The 19,119-nt window shown below is 68.1% G+C and carries 15 protein-coding genes; 6 read left to right on the forward strand and 9 right to left on the reverse strand.

The annotated features are described in order from the left end of the window. Positions 1-11: 11 nt before the first annotated feature. Positions 12-1,178, reverse strand: a complete 1,167-nt coding sequence (sucC, locus tag QX204_RS28540) for an ADP-forming succinate--CoA ligase subunit beta (RefSeq protein WP_056814020.1) — start codon at positions 1,176-1,178, stop codon at positions 12-14. A gap of 517 nt (positions 1,179-1,695) precedes the next feature. Here sucC and QX204_RS28545 point away from each other — a divergent pair. Together QX204_RS28545 and QX204_RS28550 are read left to right on the forward strand one after the other, a co-directional pair. Then, positions 1,696-2,736, forward strand: a complete 1,041-nt coding sequence (locus tag QX204_RS28545) for a M23 family metallopeptidase (protein ID WP_301903601.1) — start codon at positions 1,696-1,698, stop codon at positions 2,734-2,736. Positions 2,737-2,810: 74 nt separating this feature from the next. Then, positions 2,811-4,208, forward strand: a complete 1,398-nt coding sequence (locus QX204_RS28550; RefSeq protein ID WP_301903602.1) for a DUF1731 domain-containing protein — start codon at positions 2,811-2,813, stop codon at positions 4,206-4,208. Positions 4,209-4,272: 64 nt separating this feature from the next. Here QX204_RS28550 and QX204_RS28555 read toward each other — a convergent pair whose 3' ends face one another. Further along, complete coding sequence (locus tag QX204_RS28555) at positions 4,273-6,615, reverse strand: UvrD-helicase domain-containing protein (RefSeq protein ID WP_301908136.1); 2,343 nt, start codon at positions 6,613-6,615, stop codon at positions 4,273-4,275. A gap of 616 nt (positions 6,616-7,231) precedes the next feature. Here QX204_RS28555 and QX204_RS28560 point away from each other — a divergent pair. Further along, positions 7,232-7,525, forward strand: a complete 294-nt coding sequence (locus QX204_RS28560; RefSeq protein WP_056816138.1) for a chorismate mutase — start codon at positions 7,232-7,234, stop codon at positions 7,523-7,525. 100 nt (positions 7,526-7,625) lie between these two features. Here QX204_RS28560 and QX204_RS28565 read toward each other — a convergent pair whose 3' ends face one another. After that, positions 7,626-9,083, reverse strand: a complete 1,458-nt coding sequence (locus QX204_RS28565; protein ID WP_301903603.1) for an NAD-dependent succinate-semialdehyde dehydrogenase — start codon at positions 9,081-9,083, stop codon at positions 7,626-7,628. A 246-nt stretch (positions 9,084-9,329) separates the two neighbouring features. Here QX204_RS28565 and pgi point away from each other — a divergent pair, with 246 nt between their 5' ends. Continuing rightward, positions 9,330-10,973, forward strand: coding sequence for a glucose-6-phosphate isomerase (gene pgi / locus QX204_RS28570; RefSeq protein ID WP_301903604.1), 1,644 nt, complete (start codon positions 9,330-9,332; stop codon positions 10,971-10,973). On the opposite strand, the gene QX204_RS28575 is transcribed toward pgi, so the two are convergent. From QX204_RS28575 to QX204_RS28590, 4 genes are all read right to left on the reverse strand, one after another. Continuing rightward, positions 10,942-11,517, reverse strand: coding sequence for a potassium channel family protein (locus tag QX204_RS28575; protein ID WP_301903605.1), 576 nt, complete (start codon positions 11,515-11,517; stop codon positions 10,942-10,944). The genes pgi and QX204_RS28575 overlap by 32 nt on opposite strands. Before the next feature lie 79 nt (positions 11,518-11,596). Beyond that, on the reverse strand, positions 11,597-12,262 hold the full coding sequence (locus QX204_RS28580; protein ID WP_301903606.1) for a nucleoside/nucleotide kinase family protein: 666 nt from the start codon (positions 12,260-12,262) through the stop codon (positions 11,597-11,599). 49 nt (positions 12,263-12,311) lie between these two features. Then, the gene (locus QX204_RS28585; protein WP_301903607.1) at positions 12,312-13,940 is read right to left on the reverse strand and encodes an acyl-CoA dehydrogenase family protein; all 1,629 of its coding nucleotides are present in this window, start codon (positions 13,938-13,940) and stop codon (positions 12,312-12,314) included. A gap of 18 nt (positions 13,941-13,958) precedes the next feature. After that, entirely contained in the window at positions 13,959-14,564 is a 606-nt protein-coding gene (locus tag QX204_RS28590) for a TetR/AcrR family transcriptional regulator (RefSeq protein ID WP_056814038.1), read from the reverse strand. A 63-nt stretch (positions 14,565-14,627) separates the two neighbouring features. Between QX204_RS28590 and QX204_RS28595 the strand changes: the two genes are divergently transcribed. Together QX204_RS28595 and QX204_RS28600 are read left to right on the forward strand one after the other, a co-directional pair. Next, positions 14,628-15,425, forward strand: a complete 798-nt coding sequence (locus tag QX204_RS28595) for a crotonase/enoyl-CoA hydratase family protein (protein ID WP_301903608.1) — start codon at positions 14,628-14,630, stop codon at positions 15,423-15,425. Then, positions 15,425-16,762 (forward strand): hypothetical protein, encoded by a 1,338-nt coding sequence (locus QX204_RS28600; protein ID WP_301903609.1) that lies wholly within the window; start codon positions 15,425-15,427, stop codon positions 16,760-16,762. Before QX204_RS28595 ends, QX204_RS28600 begins: the two co-directional genes overlap by 1 nt. A gap of 208 nt (positions 16,763-16,970) precedes the next feature. Here the strand turns inward: QX204_RS28600 and QX204_RS28605 are convergent, their stop codons facing one another. Together QX204_RS28605 and QX204_RS28610 are read right to left on the reverse strand one after the other, a co-directional pair. Beyond that, positions 16,971-17,672 (reverse strand): TetR/AcrR family transcriptional regulator C-terminal domain-containing protein, encoded by a 702-nt coding sequence (locus QX204_RS28605; RefSeq protein WP_301903610.1) that lies wholly within the window; start codon positions 17,670-17,672, stop codon positions 16,971-16,973. A 44-nt stretch (positions 17,673-17,716) separates the two neighbouring features. Next, positions 17,717-19,015, reverse strand: a complete 1,299-nt coding sequence (locus tag QX204_RS28610) for an alpha/beta hydrolase (RefSeq protein WP_301903611.1) — start codon at positions 19,013-19,015, stop codon at positions 17,717-17,719. Between the last annotated feature and the right edge of the window lie 104 nt (positions 19,016-19,119).

Raw genomic sequence — 19,119 nt, forward strand, 5'->3', positions numbered from 1 at the left:
TTTACGGTTCCTTACTTGGCTGCGGCGAGTTCGGCAGCCTTGTCGGCGCCTTCGTCCATGGTCTGGGCCAGCGTCACCAGCGGGTGGTTGGCCTCGGCGAGGATGCGACGACCCTCTTCGACGTTGTTGCCGTCCAGGCGAACGACCAGCGGCTTGGTGGCCGCGGCACCGAGCACCTCGAGTGCGCCGACGATGCCGTTGGCGACCGCGTCGCACGCGGTGATGCCACCGAACACGTTGACGAACACGCTCTTGACCTGCGCGTCGCCCAGGATGACGTCCAGCCCCGCGGCCATCACGGCAGCCGAGGCGCCGCCGCCGATGTCGAGGAAGTTGGCCGGCTTCACGCCACCGTGGTTCTCACCGGCGTAGGCGACGACGTCCAGGGTCGACATGACCAGACCGGCGCCGTTGCCGATGATGCCGACCTCGCCGTCGAGCTTGACGTAGTTGAGGTCGTTTTCCTTGGCCTTGAGCTCGAGCGGGTCGGTCGCGTCGACGTCGGCGAACTCGAGGTGGTCGGGATGCCGGTACTCGGCGTTCTCGTCCAGGGTGACCTTGCCGTCGAGGGCGAGGATCTCGTCGGTGGGGGTGCGCACCAGCGGGTTGACCTCGACCAGGGTGGTGTCTTCGTTGATGAAGACCTCCCACAGCTTCTGGATGGTCACGGCCGCGGCGTCGAGCACGTCGGCGGGCAGGTGGCCCTTCTCCGCGATCTCACGGGCGAAGGCCAGGTCGACGCCCTTGACGGCGTCGACGGCGATCTTGGCGAGACGCTCGGGAGTCTTCTCCGCGACCTCTTCGATCTCCATGCCGCCCTCGACCGAACACATGGCCAGGTAGGTGCGGTTGGACCGGTCGAGCAGGAAGGAGATGTAGTACTCCTCCGCGATGTCCTTGGCCTCGGCGACCAGGAGCTTCTTGACGATGTGGCCCTTGATGTCGAGGCCGAGGATGTTCTGTGCGTGCGTGAACGCGTCGTCCGGAGTGGCCGCGTACTTGACGCCGCCAGCCTTGCCACGGCCGCCCACCTTGACCTGCGCCTTGACCATCACAGGCTTGCCGATTTCCTCGGCAATGGCGCGTGCTTCTTCAGCCGTGTCGCAAACACGACCCTCGGACGAAGGCACTCCGTGCTTAACGAAGAGCTCCTTCGCCTGATATTCGAAGAGATCCATGTACTCACCGTCTCGTCTGCGTTGCTATGACAACGTCTTTGTTGGCGGCCCGACGTCGGTAGCGGGTCGGATCGGACTGTAGCTAGTCACGGGGAGGGCTAAACGACCACGTTCATAGTAAGTGGCGCAGGTCACGACCCATAACGAGAGTCCCGGAAAACCGCTGGCCAAGGCTACTGGCGAGTAGTTTTTCGTCGTTCGCCAGCGCCTTGGCAGGTCGGGCCACCTAAAGCCCGGACACCCCGACATCTACTACGTTATGTCGTCGACAGACCTCACCCGAGATGCCGGAAAACAGTGAGTTATTCCTCGGCGTTACGGTGACGAATGTCACACACAGGTGTAGGTTTTCGACCAGCGCTTGCCACTCTGCAATCGCTTCGTTACCGTCAATGCGGTCGAAGTCACAACCAGGTCACGACAACCAGGTCACGACTGGCAAGTCAGGACTGAGGAGGACGACAAGCTTGAGGTACTTCAGTACTCGCTTGGAACAGCTGGCGATTCGGCACAGCCGATGAACCACCGCTCCACCCTTCCAGTCGAAAATCGCACCAACTCCGGCCACCGTTACCGGTATGCCGACGAATACACGGCGCATCCGCAAGCCCGTCGGGCCCCCGCTGCCGCATGGCCGCAGACCGACGATGCGTGGCGCGACCAGAACACATGGTCCGACGACGCGGCATGGACGCCCGCCGAGGACGAATGGACCGCGGACGAGTCCTATGACACCGGCACGTACGGCGCCGACTGGGCGCCCGTGGCCGAAGAGCCCGCCGAGGAAGAGGCGCCGGCTCCGCGCCGCGCCGAACGTCGTGGCGGCGCACACCGCGTCCCCGCACCGCCCGCCGCGCTGAAGGGCCGCGCCGCGGTCATCGCCGTCGCCGCGGGCGCTGTCGTGGCCGCGGGTCAGGCGGCCATGGCCGATCCGGGCCAGCCGGCGCACGGCATCGATTACGAGGCAGCGGGCCAGGTTCACGAGATCGCCGCCCAGTCGATGAGCACCGCCGACGTCGGCGACCCCGGCACCGGCGCTTCGCCGCAGGTACTCGACGCCAGCGCCGTGGCCGACAAGAGCCATTTCGACGACATCCTCGCCAAGGGCGCCAAGTTCGCCGAAGACCTCGCCGCCCAGGAATCCGCCAAGCTGCGGCCCCTGTTCGCCAAGTTCACCTCGGGCAACTACACCTCCGGCTTCGGTGCCCGTTGGGGCGTCCAGCACCTCGGCATCGACGTCGCGGGTCCGATCGGCACCCCGATCTACGCGGTCGCCGACGGCACCATCATCGAAGCGGGCCCGGCCTCCGGGTTCGGCATGTGGGTCCGCGTCCTGCACGACGACGGCACCGTCACCATCTACGGCCACATCGACACCGCCACCGTCTCGCAGGGCGAGCGCGTGATGGCGGGCGACCAGATCGCCACCATGGGCAACCGCGGCTTCTCCACCGGACCGCACTGCCACTTCGAGGTCTGGCTCAACGGCACCGACAAGATCGACCCGGTCCCGTGGCTGGCCACCCGCGGCATCAGCCTGGGCGCCCAGCGCGACTGACGTGGCGTGACGTCGCTCCTACGTGACCATTAGCACGCTTCCGCTCTGTCAGGGGCGGGGTTAGCGTTGCGGGTATGGCTGGTACGACGAAGTACACGCAGTTCATCGGGCTCGCACCGGAATTGGTGTGGGGAGTGCTCGGGGATCTCGAGCAGTGGCCGGAGTGGAATCCCGGAGTGCGATCGGTGCGGATGCACTCGCCGATCGCTGTCGGGGCCACCGGCGACTATCTGCCCAACGGGAACGTCTCGGCCCGGATCCACAGGCGGTTCGCAAAAGCGTTCACTGTCACCACCTTCGAGCCGAATCGTGAGCTCGGGATCGAGCAGCCCGAACCCGCGGGCACCATGCACCTCACCTGGCGGCTGACGCCCCGCGACGGCGGCACCGAGATCACCCAGGAACTCCGCTTCACCGGCCGCTCCGCCGCCGCGGCACGCACCGTCGTTCGCCCCTTCATCGAAACCGATGCGCGCGTGAACTTCTCGCGCCTGGCCCGGCTGGCCGGACTCGCCCCCGTCGACAGCGCGCTGAATGTCGTCATCGCGGGCGGCACCGGCGCACTCGGACTCCAGATCGCCGCCGATCTGACCTGCCGCGGCCAGCGCGTCACCCTGCTGACCCGCCGTCGCAACCCCGATCTCCCGTTCCGCCAGACCGAATGGGACGGCCGCTCGATCGGCTCCTGGTCGGCCGAACTGCGCGAACCCGGTCGGCTCGCGGTGATCAACCTCGCCGGCAAGCTGGTCGACTGCAGACCGACCGAACGCAATATCGCCGAGTTGCGCTCCAGCCGAGTCGATTCCACCGCCGCCCTGGTCGCCGCCGCGGGCCTGCGTGACACCCCGGTCGACTACTGGGTACAAGCCAGCACCACCGCCATCTGGTCGGACGCTGGCGAAACCCGATGCACCGAAACAACTCCCCTCCCGGTCGGTCTCCCGCAGATGACCGGCGTGGCCCAGCCATGGGAGGAGGCGTTCGATCCGGCACGCGCCGACCACTGGACGATCCTGCGCACCTCCATCGTTCTCGACCCCGACGCCCCCGCCCTCAGACGCCTCGGCCAGCTCACCAAGGCCGGTCTCGGCGGGCGCGTCGGCCCCGGCGATCAGTGGTTCAGCTGGATCCACATCGAGGACTGGCTGGCCGTCGTCCGAACTTGCCTCGGTCTCGACCCCACCGTCACCCTCCCCGACGGCATCCTCGTCGCGGCCACCGAATTCCCGGTCCGCAACACCGAACTCATGGCCACCCTCCGCCGAATCCTGCACCGTCCCCCGTCACCCCCCACCCCCTCGGCGATGCTGAAGATAGGCGCGGTAGCCCTACGCACCGACCCCGCCCTGGGCCTCACCGGCCGCCACGCCACCTCCGAAGTCCTCCACAAGGCAGGCTTCGACTTCCGCTACCCCACCCTCGACGAAGCCCTGACAGACCTGCTCGGTTCCGCCTCTCCGCGCGACCGTTAGGTCTCGGCCAGACGTCCTGCGCGCAGGGGCCGGGAGGTGGTCGGGGAGTTGGTTACCCGACCACTCACAACTTCACAATGGTCCGACTGAACTGCGGAATCAGTCGGATCTTCCCGGCCGACCCGAAGTCGATGGTCACCGTAGCCAACGGACCCACACCGTCGGCCGCGACAACCCGCCCCAGCCCGTACTTGTCGTCGGTGACCCGATCACCCACGGCCAGCACCAGTTCCGTGTTGTTGCGCTTCACCGCACCACCCGGCGCCGGCCTGCGCTCGCCGGATCCCCCACGCACACCGGGTCGCTGATCCCACCCGTTCCCACTGGTCCAGTCCCGATCGAAGCCGCTGTCCTCACCCCGACGCCGACCCCGCTGCACCGGCGAGACCACCGGCTCCAGCCTGCGCCAATCCAGCAGGTGCTGCGGAATCTCCTGCAGGAAACGTGATTCGGGGTTGGATACCGGCTGCCCCCACCCCGACCGCACCACCGCGCGCGAAAGATAGAGCCGCTGACGCGCCCGCGTGATCCCCACATAGGCCAGACGACGTTCCTCGGCCAGCTCGTTCGGATCACCCAGCGCACGCATGTGCGGGAACTGCCCGTCTTCCCAACCCGTCACGAAGACCACCGGGAATTCCAGCCCCTTGGCCGTGTGCAGCGTCATCATGGTGACCACACCCGTGCCCTCGTCCGGGATCTGATCGGTATCGGCGACCAGCGACACCCGCTCGAGGAAAGCCGCCAGCGACCCCGGCTCCGGCTCACCGTCGCCCGCCTCCGGTACCAGCCCTTCCTCGCGCGCCGCCTCGGCGTTGTTGAACGCCTCGGAACTGAATTCGCGTGCGACGCTGACCAATTCGTTGAGGTTGTCGAGCCGGGCGCCGTCTTGGGGATCGTCGGAGGCTTCCAGTTCGCCGCGATATCCGGTGCGGTCGAGCACCGCCTCGACCACGTTCCCCACATCGGGGTAGTCGCTGTCGGCTCGCTTACCGGCCACCCGGATCTCGTCGAGCAGATCGAGGAATCCCGCGATGGCCCGCTGCGCCCGGGTATTCAGCAACGCGACCCTGCCGTCGGCCGCATCACGCAGCGCCGCCGCGAATCCGATACCGCGCTGTTCGGCGTGCACCGCCACGCATGCTTCCGCCCGATCGCCGATTCCGCGACGCGGAGTATTGAGAACGCGGCGCACACTCACCGCGTCCTCGGGATTCTCCAGCACGCGCAGGTAAGCCACCACGTCACGCACTTCTTTGCGTTCGTAGAACCGCACACCACCGACGACCTTGTACGGCAGGCCCATTCGGATGAAGATCTCTTCGAGCGCACGCGAATTGTTGTTGGTGCGATAGAACACCGCCACGTCGCCGTAGTTGGCATCGCCCGTGTCGACGAGCCGGTCGATCTCCTTGGCGACGAAGGAGGCTTCGTCGTGTTCGTTGTCGGCGACGTAGCCGGTGATCAGTTCACCCTCGCCGGAATCGGTCCACAGTTTCTTCTCGCGCCTGCCCTCGTTGCGCGCGATCACCGCGTTGGCGGCGGACAGAATGTGCTGGGTGGATCGGTAGTTCTGTTCCAGCAGGATGGTTTCCGCATCCGGGAAGTCGCGTTCGAATTCCTCGATGTTGCGGATCGTGGCGCCACGGAACGCGTAGATCGACTGGTCGGCGTCACCGACCACGCACAATTCGCTCGGCTCGACCGCCTGCTCTTCCGCCTCGCTGTGATGCCCGACCAACTCACGCACCAACACGTACTGGGCGTGGTTGGTGTCCTGGTACTCGTCGACCAGCACGTGCCGGAATCGGCGGCGGTAGTACTCGGCCACCTGCGGATGGTTCTGCAGCAGCGCCACCGTCTCGCCGATCAGATCGTCGAAGTCCATCGCGTTGGCTGAGCGCAAGCGGCGCTGGTACTCGGCGTAGACCCTGGCGACCAGGGCGGGCAGTTCGGTGTCGTCGGCCTCGGCGTCGGCGGCGGCCTTTTCCGGACCGATCAGTTCGTTCTTCAGATTCGAAATGGCGGTCGACAGCAACCGCGCGGAATACTTCTTCGTGTCGATCTCGAAATCGCGGCTGATCATCGTCAGCAAACGCCGCGAATCATCCGCGTCGTAGATCGAGAAATTCGAATTCAAGCCGGGCAGCAGTGCCGCCTGCATCCGCAGAATGCGCACGCAGCTGGAATGGAAGGTCGACACCCACATGCTGGTCGCGCGCGGACCGACCAGCCCGGCGACGCGTTCCCGCATCTCGGCGGCGGCCTTGTTGGTGAAGGTGATGGCCAGGATCTCACCGGTGCGCACACCCCGCGCCGCCAGCAGATACGCGATTCGACGGGTGAGCACCGCGGTCTTGCCCGAGCCGGCGCCCGCCACGATCAGCAGTGGGGACCCCGCGTGCATCACCGCGGCGCGCTGGGGCGGGTTGAGCCCGTCGAGCAGTCGCTCGATCTCCTCGGCGCGCTGTTGTTCGCGCTCCTGGCGACGCTGGGACTGTTCGGCGCTGTTCCTGGCCGCTGCCTGAGCCAGCGCGGAGGCGCCGCTTCCACCACCGTCCGCAGGCGGTAGCGCGGCACCGCTCGGCGCGGGCGCCGGTTCGCTGGGATCGGTGGCTGAGGCGTGGGGAGCGACCGTGATGTCCATCGTCTGTCCACGCTACCGGCGGCCACCGACAAGCCGCGAACCGCAGCCGCGGAGGCGACCGGCAGACGACGGCTCGGCAAACCACGGGTGAACTCGACCAGGTGGGCACGGGCGGCCTTGGTGACCGTTCTCAGCGAATTCACAAACTGAACTGTTTTGCCTACCTAGCGCCCCGTGGCAGACTGGGCGACATGGTCAGCGCTTCTCCGCATGCCCGGATCGGAGGCCGATCCGATATCGTGGCGGCGAGTACGACTTATGTGTACTCCCGGGGGATCATGTACCGCCCATCGGGAAAGTTTCAGGGTGACGGAACAGATCGGGTAACAGGCCGTTCGGTTTGACCGATCCAAGTTCTGACACGAGGAGATGAATGATGAGCACCCCCGCTACGACCACCGGCTCCGATTCGGCCTTGCCGCAGTCCGAAGCCGAGATCGACAAGCTCCGCCTCGAGATCGATCAACTCGATGCCACGATCCTCGCCGCGATCAAACGCCGCAGCGAAATTTCCCGGATCATCGGCCGCACCCGCATGGCTTCCGGCGGTACGCGCCTGGTCCACAGCCGTGAGATGAAGGTGCTCGAGCGCTTCAGTGAGCTCGGCCAGGAGGGCCACACCCTCGCCATGCTCCTGCTCCGCCTCGGCCGCGGCCGACTCGGCCGCTAGCCCAGACCACAGACCTCGCGGCGGACCAGCCAGTTCGCCGCTTCCGAAAAGCCGCCCCGGGTGCGACACCATCCCCGGGGCGGTTATTTTTTGGCCCGGCTCAGGTCAGGGCGATGTATTTGGTGTTCAGGTATTCCTCGATGCCCTCGGTGCCGCCCTCGCGACCGAAGCCCGATTCCTTGACCCCGCCGAACGGGGCCGCGGGGTCGGAGATGACGCCACGGTTCACGCCGACCATGCCGCTTTCCATCGCCTCCGAGATCCGAAGCGCACGATCGAGATCTCGGGTGAAAACGTAGCTGACCAGCCCGTATTCGGTGTCGTTTGCGGCCGCCACACCCTCGTCCTCGGTGTCGAAGGCGACGATCGGAGCCACCGGGCCGAAGACCTCCTCGCGCAGGATGCGGGCGGTCGGCGGCACATCGGCCAGGATCGTGGCCGGGTAGTACCACCCCGGACCGCTGGGGGCCTTGCCGCCGATCAGGACTCGCGCGCCGACGGAGACAGCGTCGTCGACCAGGTCGCTCACGATCTCGCGCTGGTCCTCGCTCACCAGCGGGCCGAGGGTGGTCGCGGAATCGGTGCCCGGCCCCAGCACCACGGTGTCGGCCATCGCGGCGACGAACTTCTCGGTGAACTCGGCGACCACGCCACGCTGCACGTAGAACCGATTGGCCGCGGTGCACGCCTCGCCGCCGTTGCGCAGCTTCGCCTGCATCGCACCGGCCACGGCGGCATCGATGTCTGCATCGTCGAACACCACGAACGGTGCGTTGCCGCCCAGTTCCATGGACGTGCGCAGCAACCGGTTCGCGGACGCGGAAACGAGTTTCTTGCCGACTTCGGTGGAGCCGGTGAAGGTGAGCTTGCGCAGCCGCGGATCGTCGATCAGCGGGCCCGTGACAGCCCCGGAACGCTGCGTCGTGACCACCGACAGCACCCCGTCCGGCAGGCCCGCTTCGCTACAGAGCTTGGCCAGCGCCAGCATGGTCAGCGGCGTCGCCGAGGCGGGCTTGACGATCATCGTGCAGCCGGCCGCCAGCGCGGGCCCGATCTTGCGGGTGCCCATGGCGAGCGGAAAATTCCACGGCGTGATCGCCAGGCACGGCCCCACCGGCTGCTTGGCGACCATGATCCGCCCCGTCCCCGACGGCGCGTTCAGATACCGCCCGTGAATCCGCACCGCCTCTTCGCTGTTCCAGCGGAAGAACTCGGCGCCGTAGCGCACTTCATTGCGGCTCTCCGCGAGCGCCTTGCCCATCTCGAGCGTCATCAACAGCGCGAATTCCTCCGCCCGCGCGGTCAGCCGCTCGAACACCGTTCGCAGGATCTCGCCCCGTTCCCGCGACGGCGTCGCGGCCCACGCGTCCCCCGCCGCGACAGCCGCGTCCAACGCCCGCATCGCGTCCTCGGGGGTCGCGTCCGCCACCTGCGCGATCACCGTCCCGTCGGCCGGATTGCGGACGTCGAAAGTCCCACCCCCGGTGGCCTCGACGGGTCCGGAGCCGATCCACAACCCCTTGGGAACGAATTCGAGTACATCGCGTTCAGACACCATGCGCCCAGCCTAAGCCCGCCGCCCCACCCAACACCCGAACACCGAGACCGACGATCACCACATTCCCACCCCGCGCCCGCGACCCCTGGGGAGCGGCGGCCACGCAGTGGCCGGTCCGCGGCCGGGTCGCCGGTCAGGCGCCGTTGCGTAGGCGACGTAGGAGCAAGCAACGGTGCCTGACCGGCGGCCCCTCAGGGCCGCGGACACCCGCGCGCCAGCGCGCCGATGACGCGGTACCCTCGGGTCGTGAGCAGCAGCGACATCACCGCGTCGGCGGCCTGGCAGGCACTGCACGGCAATCACCGCACCGTTGCGCCGATGCATCTACGGCAGCTGTTCGCCGATGACCCGGCACGTGGCCGCGAGCTGACGCTGCAGGTGGCCGACCTGCACATCGACTACAGCAAGCATCGCGTGACTCGCGAAACCCTGCGCCTGCTCATCGATCTCGCGCACACGGCCGGTGTGCCGCAACGCCGCGACGCGATGTACTCGGGTCAGCACATCAACACCTCCGAAGACCGCGCGGTGGGCCATATCGCCCTGCGCCTGCCGGTCGGCGACCAGCTCTACATCGACGGCACCGACGCCGACGCCGAGGTGCACGACGTCCTGCGCCGGATGGGCGAATTCGCCGATTCGGTGCGCGCGGGCGCGTGGGTCGGCGCGACCGGAAAACGCATCGAGACCATCGTCAATATCGGCATCGGCGGCTCGGATCTGGGGCCCGACATGGTGTATCGCGCGCTGCGCCACTATGTCGACGCGGGCATCGCCGCCCGTTTCGTCTCCAACGTCGACCCCGCCGATCTGGTCGCCAAGCTCGCCGGACTCGACCCGGCGACCACCCTGTTCGTCGTCGCGTCGAAGACCTTCTCGACGCTGGAAACCCTCACCAATGCCACCGCGGCGCGCCGCTGGCTGGTCGCCGCGCTGGGCGAGGAAGCGGTCTCCAAGCATTTCGTCGCGGTATCGACGAACGCGGAACGGGTGGCCGCCTTCGGAATCGACACCGCGAATATGTTCGGTTTCTGGGATTGGGTCGGCGGCCGCTACTCGGTGGATTCGGCGATCGGCCTTTCGGTGATGGTGACCATCGGCAAGGAGAAGTTCGCGGAGTTCCTCAGCGGAATGCACGCCATAGACAAGCATTTCGCGACCGCGCCGCTGGAAGAGAACGCGCCGGTGCTGCTGGCGATGCTCGGAATCTGGTACTCGAATTTCTTCGGCGCCGAATCCCGTGTGGTGCTGCCCTATTCGAACGACATGGGTCGATTCCCCGCCTATCTGCAGCAATTGACGATGGAGTCCAACGGTAAGTCGGTGCGCGCCGACGGCACCCCGGTGACCTCGTCGACCGGCGAGATCTTCTGGGGCGAGCCGGGTACCAACGGCCAGCACGCCTTCTACCAACTCCTGCATCAGGGCACCCGCCTGATCCCCGCCGACTTCCTCGGCTTCGCCAGGTCCACCGACGACCTGCCGACCCGCGACGGCACCGGCAGCATGCAGGACATCCTGATGAGCAACCTGTTCGCGCAGTCGAAGGTGCTGGCCTTCGGCAAGACCGCCGAGGAGATCCGGGCCGAGGGCACCGACCCGGAGCTGGTGCCGCACAAGGTGATGCCGGGCAACCGGCCGAGCACCACGATCCTGGCGGCGGAGCTCACGCCGTCGGCGCTGGGGCAACTGATCGCGCTCTACGAGCACCAGGTGTTCGTCGAGGGCATCATCTGGGGCGTCGACAGCTTCGATCAGTGGGGCGTCGAACTGGGCAAGCAGCAGGCGCTGGCCCTGATGCCGTTGCTCAGCGGGCCGGAAAAGCCGGATTCGGTGGGCGATTCGTCGACCGACGAGCTCATCGAGTGGTATCGGACGCACCGCCGCTGACTTCACGCGCTTCCCGCGCGGCACGAGTCGCGGCTTGGACCCGGCCGGTCACGCTGGTAGTGATGATGGTGAGCAGGGTGCCGAGCACCACCAGGTCGAACACGATCTGCACCATCGTCGCGACGCGCGCTGCCTGACCGATGGCGTGCACATCGCCGTAGCCGACAGTGCCGAGGGTGACGAGCGTGTAATACAGCGCGTCGGTGCGGGTTTCGAGCCCGACGAATTGATCTGGGTGAAGTTCCTGCAAGCGGTAGTAGAACAGCGCGAACACCACACCGACGATGCACACCAGCAGCAGCAATCCGTCGACCTGCGCACCCGTTGCGGTCGGCGCCCTGAGGTAGTTCTCGATCCGCCGCCAGACCAGCCAGGCGAGTCCCGCGACCCCGGCCAGGAACAGACACACCCCGAGCAACCGCCCCGGCCACGAGTCGAGCTCGAATATCCAGCCCACCGGCACGCTGTAGTACAGCAGCACCGCGCACAACGCCGCCGCACCGTTGCGCATCGCATGCCCGGGGAACCGCCGACCTCGCGTCATCACTCCATGATTGCCCCGCGGCCGCCTATTTCCGCGCACCCGCGCCGACGAGTAGGTCGGGGCAGCCGGTTCGAACGGATCAGGCCACGCGGTAGCCCGGCCCCACCGCAGTCAACACGTGGTCAGCGCGGCTCCTACTCGCCGCGATGAGATCGGCGTTGCGCAGATCGCTCCCCGTCACCTTCTCCCGCGCCTGATCCGGTGTTCGCCCGCCTGCGGTGTGGCGGTCCATGAGTCGTTCGGTGAGCACTCCACGCGGCGCGTCCAGGTACCAGCACGCGTCGAGCAGCACGCGGACCTCAGCCCAACCCGGCGCCTCGGCCTCGGTCAGCAGCAGGTAGTTACCTTCGACGATGACCACCCGCTCGTCACACACGACCACGCCGGCGTCGGTCGGCTCGTCGATCGTGCGATCGAACAGCGGCCATGGCACCGGCTCTCCGACCGGCGTTTCCCGCAGCGACCGCAGATCCGCGACGAACCCGGCCGCGTCGAAGGTATCCGGCTCACCCTTGCGCGCCAGGGCGTTGCGCGCCCGCAGCACCTCGTTTCGCAGGTGGTAGCCGTCCATCGGCGCTACCACGGCGGGCCGCCCCGACACGATCGACTCGGCGCACAGCCGCTGCGCCAGCGTCGACTTCCCGGCGCCGGGCGGCCCGGCGATCCCGAGCAGGAACCGCTCACGGCGTCTCGGAATCCGTTGAGCCAGTTCGCTCACCGACAGCACCCCACTCGCCCAGGTCACCTGGGTACCCTACCGACGAGCGCATCGGATGTCGGTGAGCTCAGCGGGCTCAGCGCACGTCGACGAATCCGCGTTCGAGGATCGCGCCGGTATCCGCGCCGACCGGCAGGGTGCCGAACGCGATGCCCCAGTCGCCGCCGAGGCGCGTCGCGCAGAAGGCATCCGCGACAGCGGGATGTCCGTGCCGCACCAACTGCGCGCCCTGCAGGACCAGCGCCATCAGTTCCACGACGCGTCGAGCGCGATATTCGATGTCGGACAGGTCGGTGAGTTCCTTGCCGACGCGGTCGATCGCGTCGTCGAGACGCGCATCGGCACCGCGGGCGAGACCGACCTCGGCGAAGTACGCCTCGACCGTCTCGGGCTGACGTCCCATGGCGCGCAGCGCGTCCAGCGCCGCCACATTGCCCGAACCCTCCCAGATCGACATGAGCGGCGCCTCGCGGTACAGCCGCGGCATCCCCGATTCCTCGGCATATCCGTTGCCGCCGAGACATTCCAGTGCCTCGGCGGCGTGGGCGGGAGCACGCTTGCAGACCCAGTATTTGGTGATGGCGAGCGCGATCCGGCGCAGCGCCGCTTCGGCCGGGTCGCTGCCCGCGCGATCGGTGGCGCCGGCCAGTCGCATCATCACCGTGGTCGCGGCATCGGATTCGACGACGAGGTCGGCGAGCACATTGCGCATGGCGGGCTGGTCGATCAGCTTGGCGCCGAAGGCTTCTCGATGCCTGGCGTGATGAATCGCGGTCACCGCGCCGAGCCGCATGCCGGTGGCCGAGCCGATCACGCAGTCGAGGCGGGTCATGTTGACCATCTCGATGATCGTCTTCACGCCCGCTCCCTCGGCGCCGACGAGCCAGCCGGTGGCGTTCTCGTACTCGATCTCCGAGGACGCGTTGGACTTGTTGCCCAGCTTGTCTTTCAGTCGCTGGATGCGGATGGGGTTGCGGGTGCCGTCGGGCAGCACACGCGGCAACAGGAAACACGACAGGCCGCCGGGCGCCTGGGCGAGGGTCAAGAACATGTCCGACATGGGCGCCGAGGTGAACCACTTGTGCCCGACGACGCGGTACGACCCATCGAGTTGTGGCGTGGCGGTGGTGGTGTTGGCCCGGACGTCCGAGCCGCCCTGCTTCTCCGTCATCGACATGCCCGCGATGAGCCCGGCCTTGGACGACGGCTCGCGCAAGCCGAAATCGTAGGTGCGTGAACCGAGTAGCGGCTCGAAGCGGGCGGCCAGTTCGGGATTGTGGCGTAACGCGGGCACCACCGCGTAGGTCATCGAGATCGGACACATGTGCCCGGCGTCCGCGGCGCCCCAGGTGAAGAATTTGGCGGCGCGAGCGGTGTGCGCGCCCGGCCGCGCGTCCAGCCACGGCGAACCGTGCAGGCCGTGCGTCACCGCGACTTTCATCAGGTCGTGCCAGTGCGGGTGGAATTCCACCTCGTCGACCCGATTGCCCCACCGGTCGTGGGTGTGCAGCACCGGTGGGTACTCGTTGGCCAGCCTGCCCCACTCCTGCGCCTCGAAACCGCCTGCCAGCGCACCGAGTTCGCGCACTTCCGCTTCGGCCCAGCCTGCCCCTTCGCGGTGCAGTCCTTCCAGCAGCGCGGGGTTGCGCGCGCCGTCGAAGGGGATCAGCGGTGGCGCCTGGTTGAACACTTCGTGGGTCGGCATGTCCTGCAACTCCTTCGACTACAACGTTTCCGGGCGCGCACCGAGCGCGCGCACGGCGAAAGCGACCAATTCGGGGATGACGGTCTCGGCGTGCGGAGCCGCCGCCAACGGCCCGACGAGGACCTCGCCGATCGCGCCGACAAGGGCGGCGGCGGTGAGGCTCGGGTCCTGTGCGGGCAAACGGCCCTCGGCGACGCCGTGTGCGATGGCGGTCTCGAACGACGCGGCGAACGCACGCCGGAATTCCAGCCGCTGCGCGTCGACAGCGGGGTCGACGGGCTCGGCCAGCAGAACGTAGGCCAGCTTCGGATTCTTCAGCGCACGCCCGGCGAAGGTCTCCACAGCGGCGGTGACCCGCCCGACCACGTCACCGGCGGCCACCGCGGCTCGCACCGCGTCGACCTCGCGGGCGACCACCGTCTCGAACACCGCCGCTACCAGTTCGGCCTTGTTCTCGAACTGCTTGTACACGGTGCCGGTAGCGATTCCCGCCTCGGCGGCGACCGCGGCCATCGACAGTCCGGCGAACCCGTCACGCGAGAGCACGCCGGTGGCGCCCTGCACGATCAGCGCTCGTTGCGCGTCGAGCCGGGCCTGCACGGCCGGGGTCCTGCGGTACACCATGTGAAGAAGTGAACCACTAATTCACCTCTTCACACAAGGGCGGACTGGCCGTATGGTCGAGGAATGGAACCATCGACCGGTCAGCCGGCTCCGCCCCCCGTGCGCGTCGAGCACGCAGGCCCGGTCACGACGGTGATCCTGGATCGCCCACAGGCCCGCAACGCGGTGGACGGCCCGACCGCTCGCGCGTTGGCGGAGGCCTTCCGCGCGTTCGACGCCGACCCCGCCGCCTCGGTGGCCGTGCTGTGGGGCGAGAACGGCACCTTCTGCTCCGGCGCCGATCTCAAAGCCCTCGGCACCGAGAACAGCAATCACGCCGCCGAGGACGGTGACGGTCCGATGGGACCGACCCGACTGCGCCTGTCCAAGCCGGTGATCGCGGCGGTCTCCGGGTACGCCGTGGCGGGCGGGCTCGAACTGGCCCTGTGGTGCGATCTGCGCATTGCCGAGCAGGACGCCACGTTCGGTGTCTTCTGCCGCCGCTGGGGCGTCCCGCTGATCGACGGCGGCACCGTGCGCCTGCCGCGCATCGTCGGCGAAGGTCGCGCACTCGACATGATCCTCACCGGCCGCCCGGTGAGCGCGCCCGAAGCGCTCCAGATGGGCCTGGTCACCCGGGTCGTGCCCACCGGCGATGCCCGCCGCGTCGCCGAGGAGCTGGCCGCCCAGCTCGCGGCGCTGCCCCAAACATGTCTGCGCACCGACCGCGCCGCCCTGTACGACCAGTACGGCCACACCGAGGAAGAGGCGCTGCGCGTCGAATTCCGGCACGGCCTGACCGCCCTGACCGGCGGTGCGCTCGACGGCGCCGCCCGCTTCGCCGCGGGTGAGGGCAGGCACGGTAGCGCAGACCGCCGCTGATGGACCGTCTCACGGTCGTCGACGAGATCTTCCTGCGCACCCACCGCGGCATGGGCACCCCCATCGCGCTCCAGGGGCTCTGGCGCACCACCGACGCGATGGAACCCGCCCTGCTGCAAGCGATTCACGACCACTTACGTCGCGGACGGTTGGGTCGCAGAGTCGTCAACCCGCGAGTCCCGGGTGCCCGCCGAGCCTGGCAGCCCAACGCCGGAGCCCACGCTCTCGACCTCCTCCCGAACGCCACCGGGACGTCCGAAGCAGATTGGCCGACAACACCGATCAGCCCGGACGACGGCGACGACCTCACCTCCCGGAGCGTGGGACCACTCGCCGAGAACGCGATCCTGCCCTGGGCCGATACCCTCGGCACCGATCTCGACCCGGAGTACACCCCGGGATGGCGTCTGTCGGCCGCGCGCCTGGACGACGGCGGAACCGTGGTGGCCGTGACGTGTTCGCACGCACTCGCCGACGCCCGTGGCCTGATCCACGCCATCACCGTCGCCCTCGGAGCCGCCGATTCCACCCACACGGCACCGGCAGCCGAGCAGGGTCCGCCGCACGGCGGGAAGCGCCTGCGCACAACGCCTTCGGACTGGGCCGACGCGCGCACCCAATGGACCACCATCGTCAGCGGCACCGCACAAGCGCTGCGCCGAGGCATTCCGCGGCCACCCGCGACCAGCACCCCCGACACGTCCGCCGATCGCGCCGTCCACAGCACCCTGCTCACCTTCGACGCAGACCACTGGGACGCCACCGCGGCAGCTGCCGACGGAACCGCGAACAGCCTGTTCATCCATCTGACCGCGAATATTCTGTGGCACATCGGATTCACCGATCCGACGATCATCGCGAGCCTGCCCGTGGACACCCGCGACGAACCACGCGTCGACAACGACCTCGCGATGACCGAGATCGCGATCTGGCGCACCGACTCCCCCGCGACGATCCGCGACAAGGCCAAGGCCGCGTATCAGCGCCGAATGTCGAGCCCCGCAAGCCTTCCCGAGGAGATCCTCCAGGTGATCCCCGACCGCTGGGCCTACACCCTCAGCAAGGGCGCGGGCGAGCGAGACATCCTGTGCTCCAACATCGGCACCCTCCCCGAAGCCGTGCGAAAAGTCGGGCCGCACAACTGCACCCGAGTAGCCGCGCGCGCGATCCACCCCGACATCACCACGTTCCCCCGCACCCGACTCGCGGGCTACCTCTCCCACCTCGGCGATACCTACACACTCGCCCTCGTCAGCCTCGCCGCGGACAACGACGCACTGCTCGATGCCATCGACAGGTCCTGTGCGGCAGTGGGATTGCACCCGCACTACTGGTAGTCAGTCGGCGGCCATCCCGGCGAGCAGGGCACCCAACCCCCACACGAACTGATCTTCGGAATTCTACGCCGTCATCGCGTCTGCGCGGCAGAGCGCGGCCGGCGCTCGGCATCGAGCCCGCCGACGTCGTCAACTTCGTCGGCTACGTGTTGTGGAACGTTCGGCTGCCGGCCTTCGCGGCGCTGCTCGGCCGCGGCGCGTTCGTCCGTCAGGTCGCCGTCATCCCGACGAGCAGTACACGAAGCCCCCAGACGAACTGATCGACGGAGGTCCAGGCGGCGATCTCCTCGAGGTGCGCCGCGGTGCGCGGCCAGCGGGTCGGATCCAGGTCGTGGAGGGCCGCGCGGCGGGTCGCGATTCGCTCGGATTCGCCTGGCAGCGGCGGCTTTCCGTCGGTTTCGGCCACGTCGAGGGCGACCGAGCCGAGCACGTACACGATCACCGCGTAGACCCCGTGCGCGCGGATGGGCGCCGGTAGTCCGCCGCGAGCGAGGCAGACGAACAGCGATTCGGTCATCTCGCGTGCCGCGGGCCCGTCCGCCGACGGGCTGTCCATGGGGCCCGACATGATCAACTCCGGCACCGCGGGGTGATCGAACAGCCGACCGCGCACACTGAGCGCGAACTGGACCACCGCCGCGGTCCACTCCACGCCGTCGTCGGTGAGCGGCCCGAGCGCCACCGACGACAGGACTCGTTCGATGACGGCGCGTTCGAGTCCGTCCGAGTTGCCCACGCGAGCACGCACCGCGGCCGCGTCGACCGCGAGCCGCTGCGCCACCGCCCCGACGGACAGAGCCCGCCTACCGCCCGCGTCGAGAACGGCGAGCGCGGCGTCGGAGATTTGTTCCTCGGTGAGCGCTCCTGCTGCGCTACCGGCGTCCGTACCTGGGGTTTTCGCCTCGGACATGCGGTCGACTGTACTCCGGGAACCCTGACGGAATCCGACACCGATCAGGGTGTCAGGCCGAGCCGGGTGGCCAACCACGGCAGCTGATCGCGCAGTCCGGACGCCCACAGCGCGAAGTTGTGGCCGCCGGGCAGAATCCGCAACCGCACGTCCATCCCCGCGTCTTTCGCCGCCTGATACATCCGCTCCACCTGCGGCCGATACATCTCGTCCTCGGCGCCGACCACGAACGCGCCCGCGGAATCCGGATAGGTCCGCGATCGCAGCAGATCGAGCGGATTGACCCGCAGCAGCGCCGCGGTATCCCCACCGAACGCGGCGTCCACGGTGCGCTGCCGGTCGCCCAGCGTGGGCTCGTCCTGACCGGAGATATCCAGGAAGGTGGGATAGACCTCCGGATAGTTGGTGGCCAGTTGCAGTGCACAGGTGCCGCCATAGGACAGACCACCCACCGCCCAGGAGCGCGGATCCGGATCGATCTGCAGATTCGCCTTCGTCCATGCGGGCACGTCGACGGCCAGGTAGGTGGCGACCTTGCCGAGCGCGGAGTCCAGACACAGCGGGTTGGCCAGCTGGGAGCCGGTCCCGTCGGCCACCACCACCACCGGCGCGAGGCCGTCGTGCGCACGGGCGAAGGAATCCATGGTCGCGGCCAACTTCCCACCGACGAACCAGTCCTGCGGCGCGCCCGGCTCACCGGCGAGCAACACCAGGACCGGCAGCAGGGGACGCGGGTCCGCGAAATAGGCGGGCGGCAAATAGATCTGAGCCTCGCGCGCGGAGAATCCGGACGCTGTCGGCGGTACGGTCGCGGTCAGCATCCGCCCGCCGTCGGGCAAGCCGTCGGGTGCTCGCCACGCGGGCTCGAGCGGACGCGCGCTGATCACCCGCTCGCTCCGGGTCAGTTCACCGGCCTCGACCCGATCGACCTCCTCCACCCCGAGCGCCGCGCCCACCGTCGGATACGACGCGTACACCAGGTTGATCCGCACTCCCACCGCGACCAGCACGACACCGGCTGCGAGCACCGTCACCAGCACGGTCCCCACACTCCGGTGCACCAGAATCCGTGGCAGCACCAGCAGCACCGCGGCCACCGCGATCCCGATCAGCACGTACACCGAGACGGCCACCGGATCGGGAAACGGCCGCCATACCTCTTCGACGAACAGGTACATCGCCACGGTGAGCACCACGGCGGACAGCAAAACGATCGGCATGGTCGTCGTGACATACCGCCGTACGCGAGGAAACAGCAACCACACCGCACCCACGGCGCCCAACACAGTCAACGCCACCGGCAGCCATCCGGTGAGCAACGACAGATCGGTGATTCGCGTCATCGCTGACCTCCACAGATGCCACCTCGACCGCCCTAGCGCACGCATCGCGGTCCCGGTACCACCGCGATGACATACGGTACACAGAAGACGTCACCGCGCCGGTG

This window comes from Nocardia sp. PE-7, assembly GCF_030486425.1.
Classification (GTDB): Bacteria; Actinomycetota; Actinomycetes; order Mycobacteriales; family Mycobacteriaceae; genus Nocardia; species Nocardia salmonicida_A.

Coding starts and splice junctions, on each gene's coding strand:
- QX204_RS28550 (WP_301903602.1), top strand. CDS start 2,811: ATGGCTGGTACGACGAAGTACACGCAGTTCATCGGGCTCGCACCGGAA.
- QX204_RS28610 (WP_301903611.1), bottom strand. CDS start 19,015: ATGACGCGAATCACCGATCTGTCGTTGCTCACCGGATGGCTGCCGGTG.
- QX204_RS28565 (WP_301903603.1), bottom strand. CDS start 9,083: ATGGTGTCTGAACGCGATGTACTCGAATTCGTTCCCAAGGGGTTGTGG.
- QX204_RS28595 (WP_301903608.1), top strand. CDS start 14,628: ATGGAACCATCGACCGGTCAGCCGGCTCCGCCCCCCGTGCGCGTCGAG.
- QX204_RS28605 (WP_301903610.1), bottom strand. CDS start 17,672: ATGTCCGAGGCGAAAACCCCAGGTACGGACGCCGGTAGCGCAGCAGGA.
- QX204_RS28560 (WP_056816138.1), top strand. CDS start 7,232: ATGAGCACCCCCGCTACGACCACCGGCTCCGATTCGGCCTTGCCGCAG.
- QX204_RS28575 (WP_301903605.1), bottom strand. CDS start 11,517: ATGACGCGAGGTCGGCGGTTCCCCGGGCATGCGATGCGCAACGGTGCG.
- QX204_RS28585 (WP_301903607.1), bottom strand. CDS start 13,940: ATGCCGACCCACGAAGTGTTCAACCAGGCGCCACCGCTGATCCCCTTC.
- QX204_RS28555 (WP_301908136.1), bottom strand. CDS start 6,615: ATGCACGCGGGGTCCCCACTGCTGATCGTGGCGGGCGCCGGCTCGGGC.
- QX204_RS28600 (WP_301903609.1), top strand. CDS start 15,425: ATGGACCGTCTCACGGTCGTCGACGAGATCTTCCTGCGCACCCACCGC.
- sucC (WP_056814020.1), bottom strand. CDS start 1,178: ATGGATCTCTTCGAATATCAGGCGAAGGAGCTCTTCGTTAAGCACGGA.
- QX204_RS28590 (WP_056814038.1), bottom strand. CDS start 14,564: ATGGTGTACCGCAGGACCCCGGCCGTGCAGGCCCGGCTCGACGCGCAA.
- QX204_RS28545 (WP_301903601.1), top strand. CDS start 1,696: ATGAACCACCGCTCCACCCTTCCAGTCGAAAATCGCACCAACTCCGGC.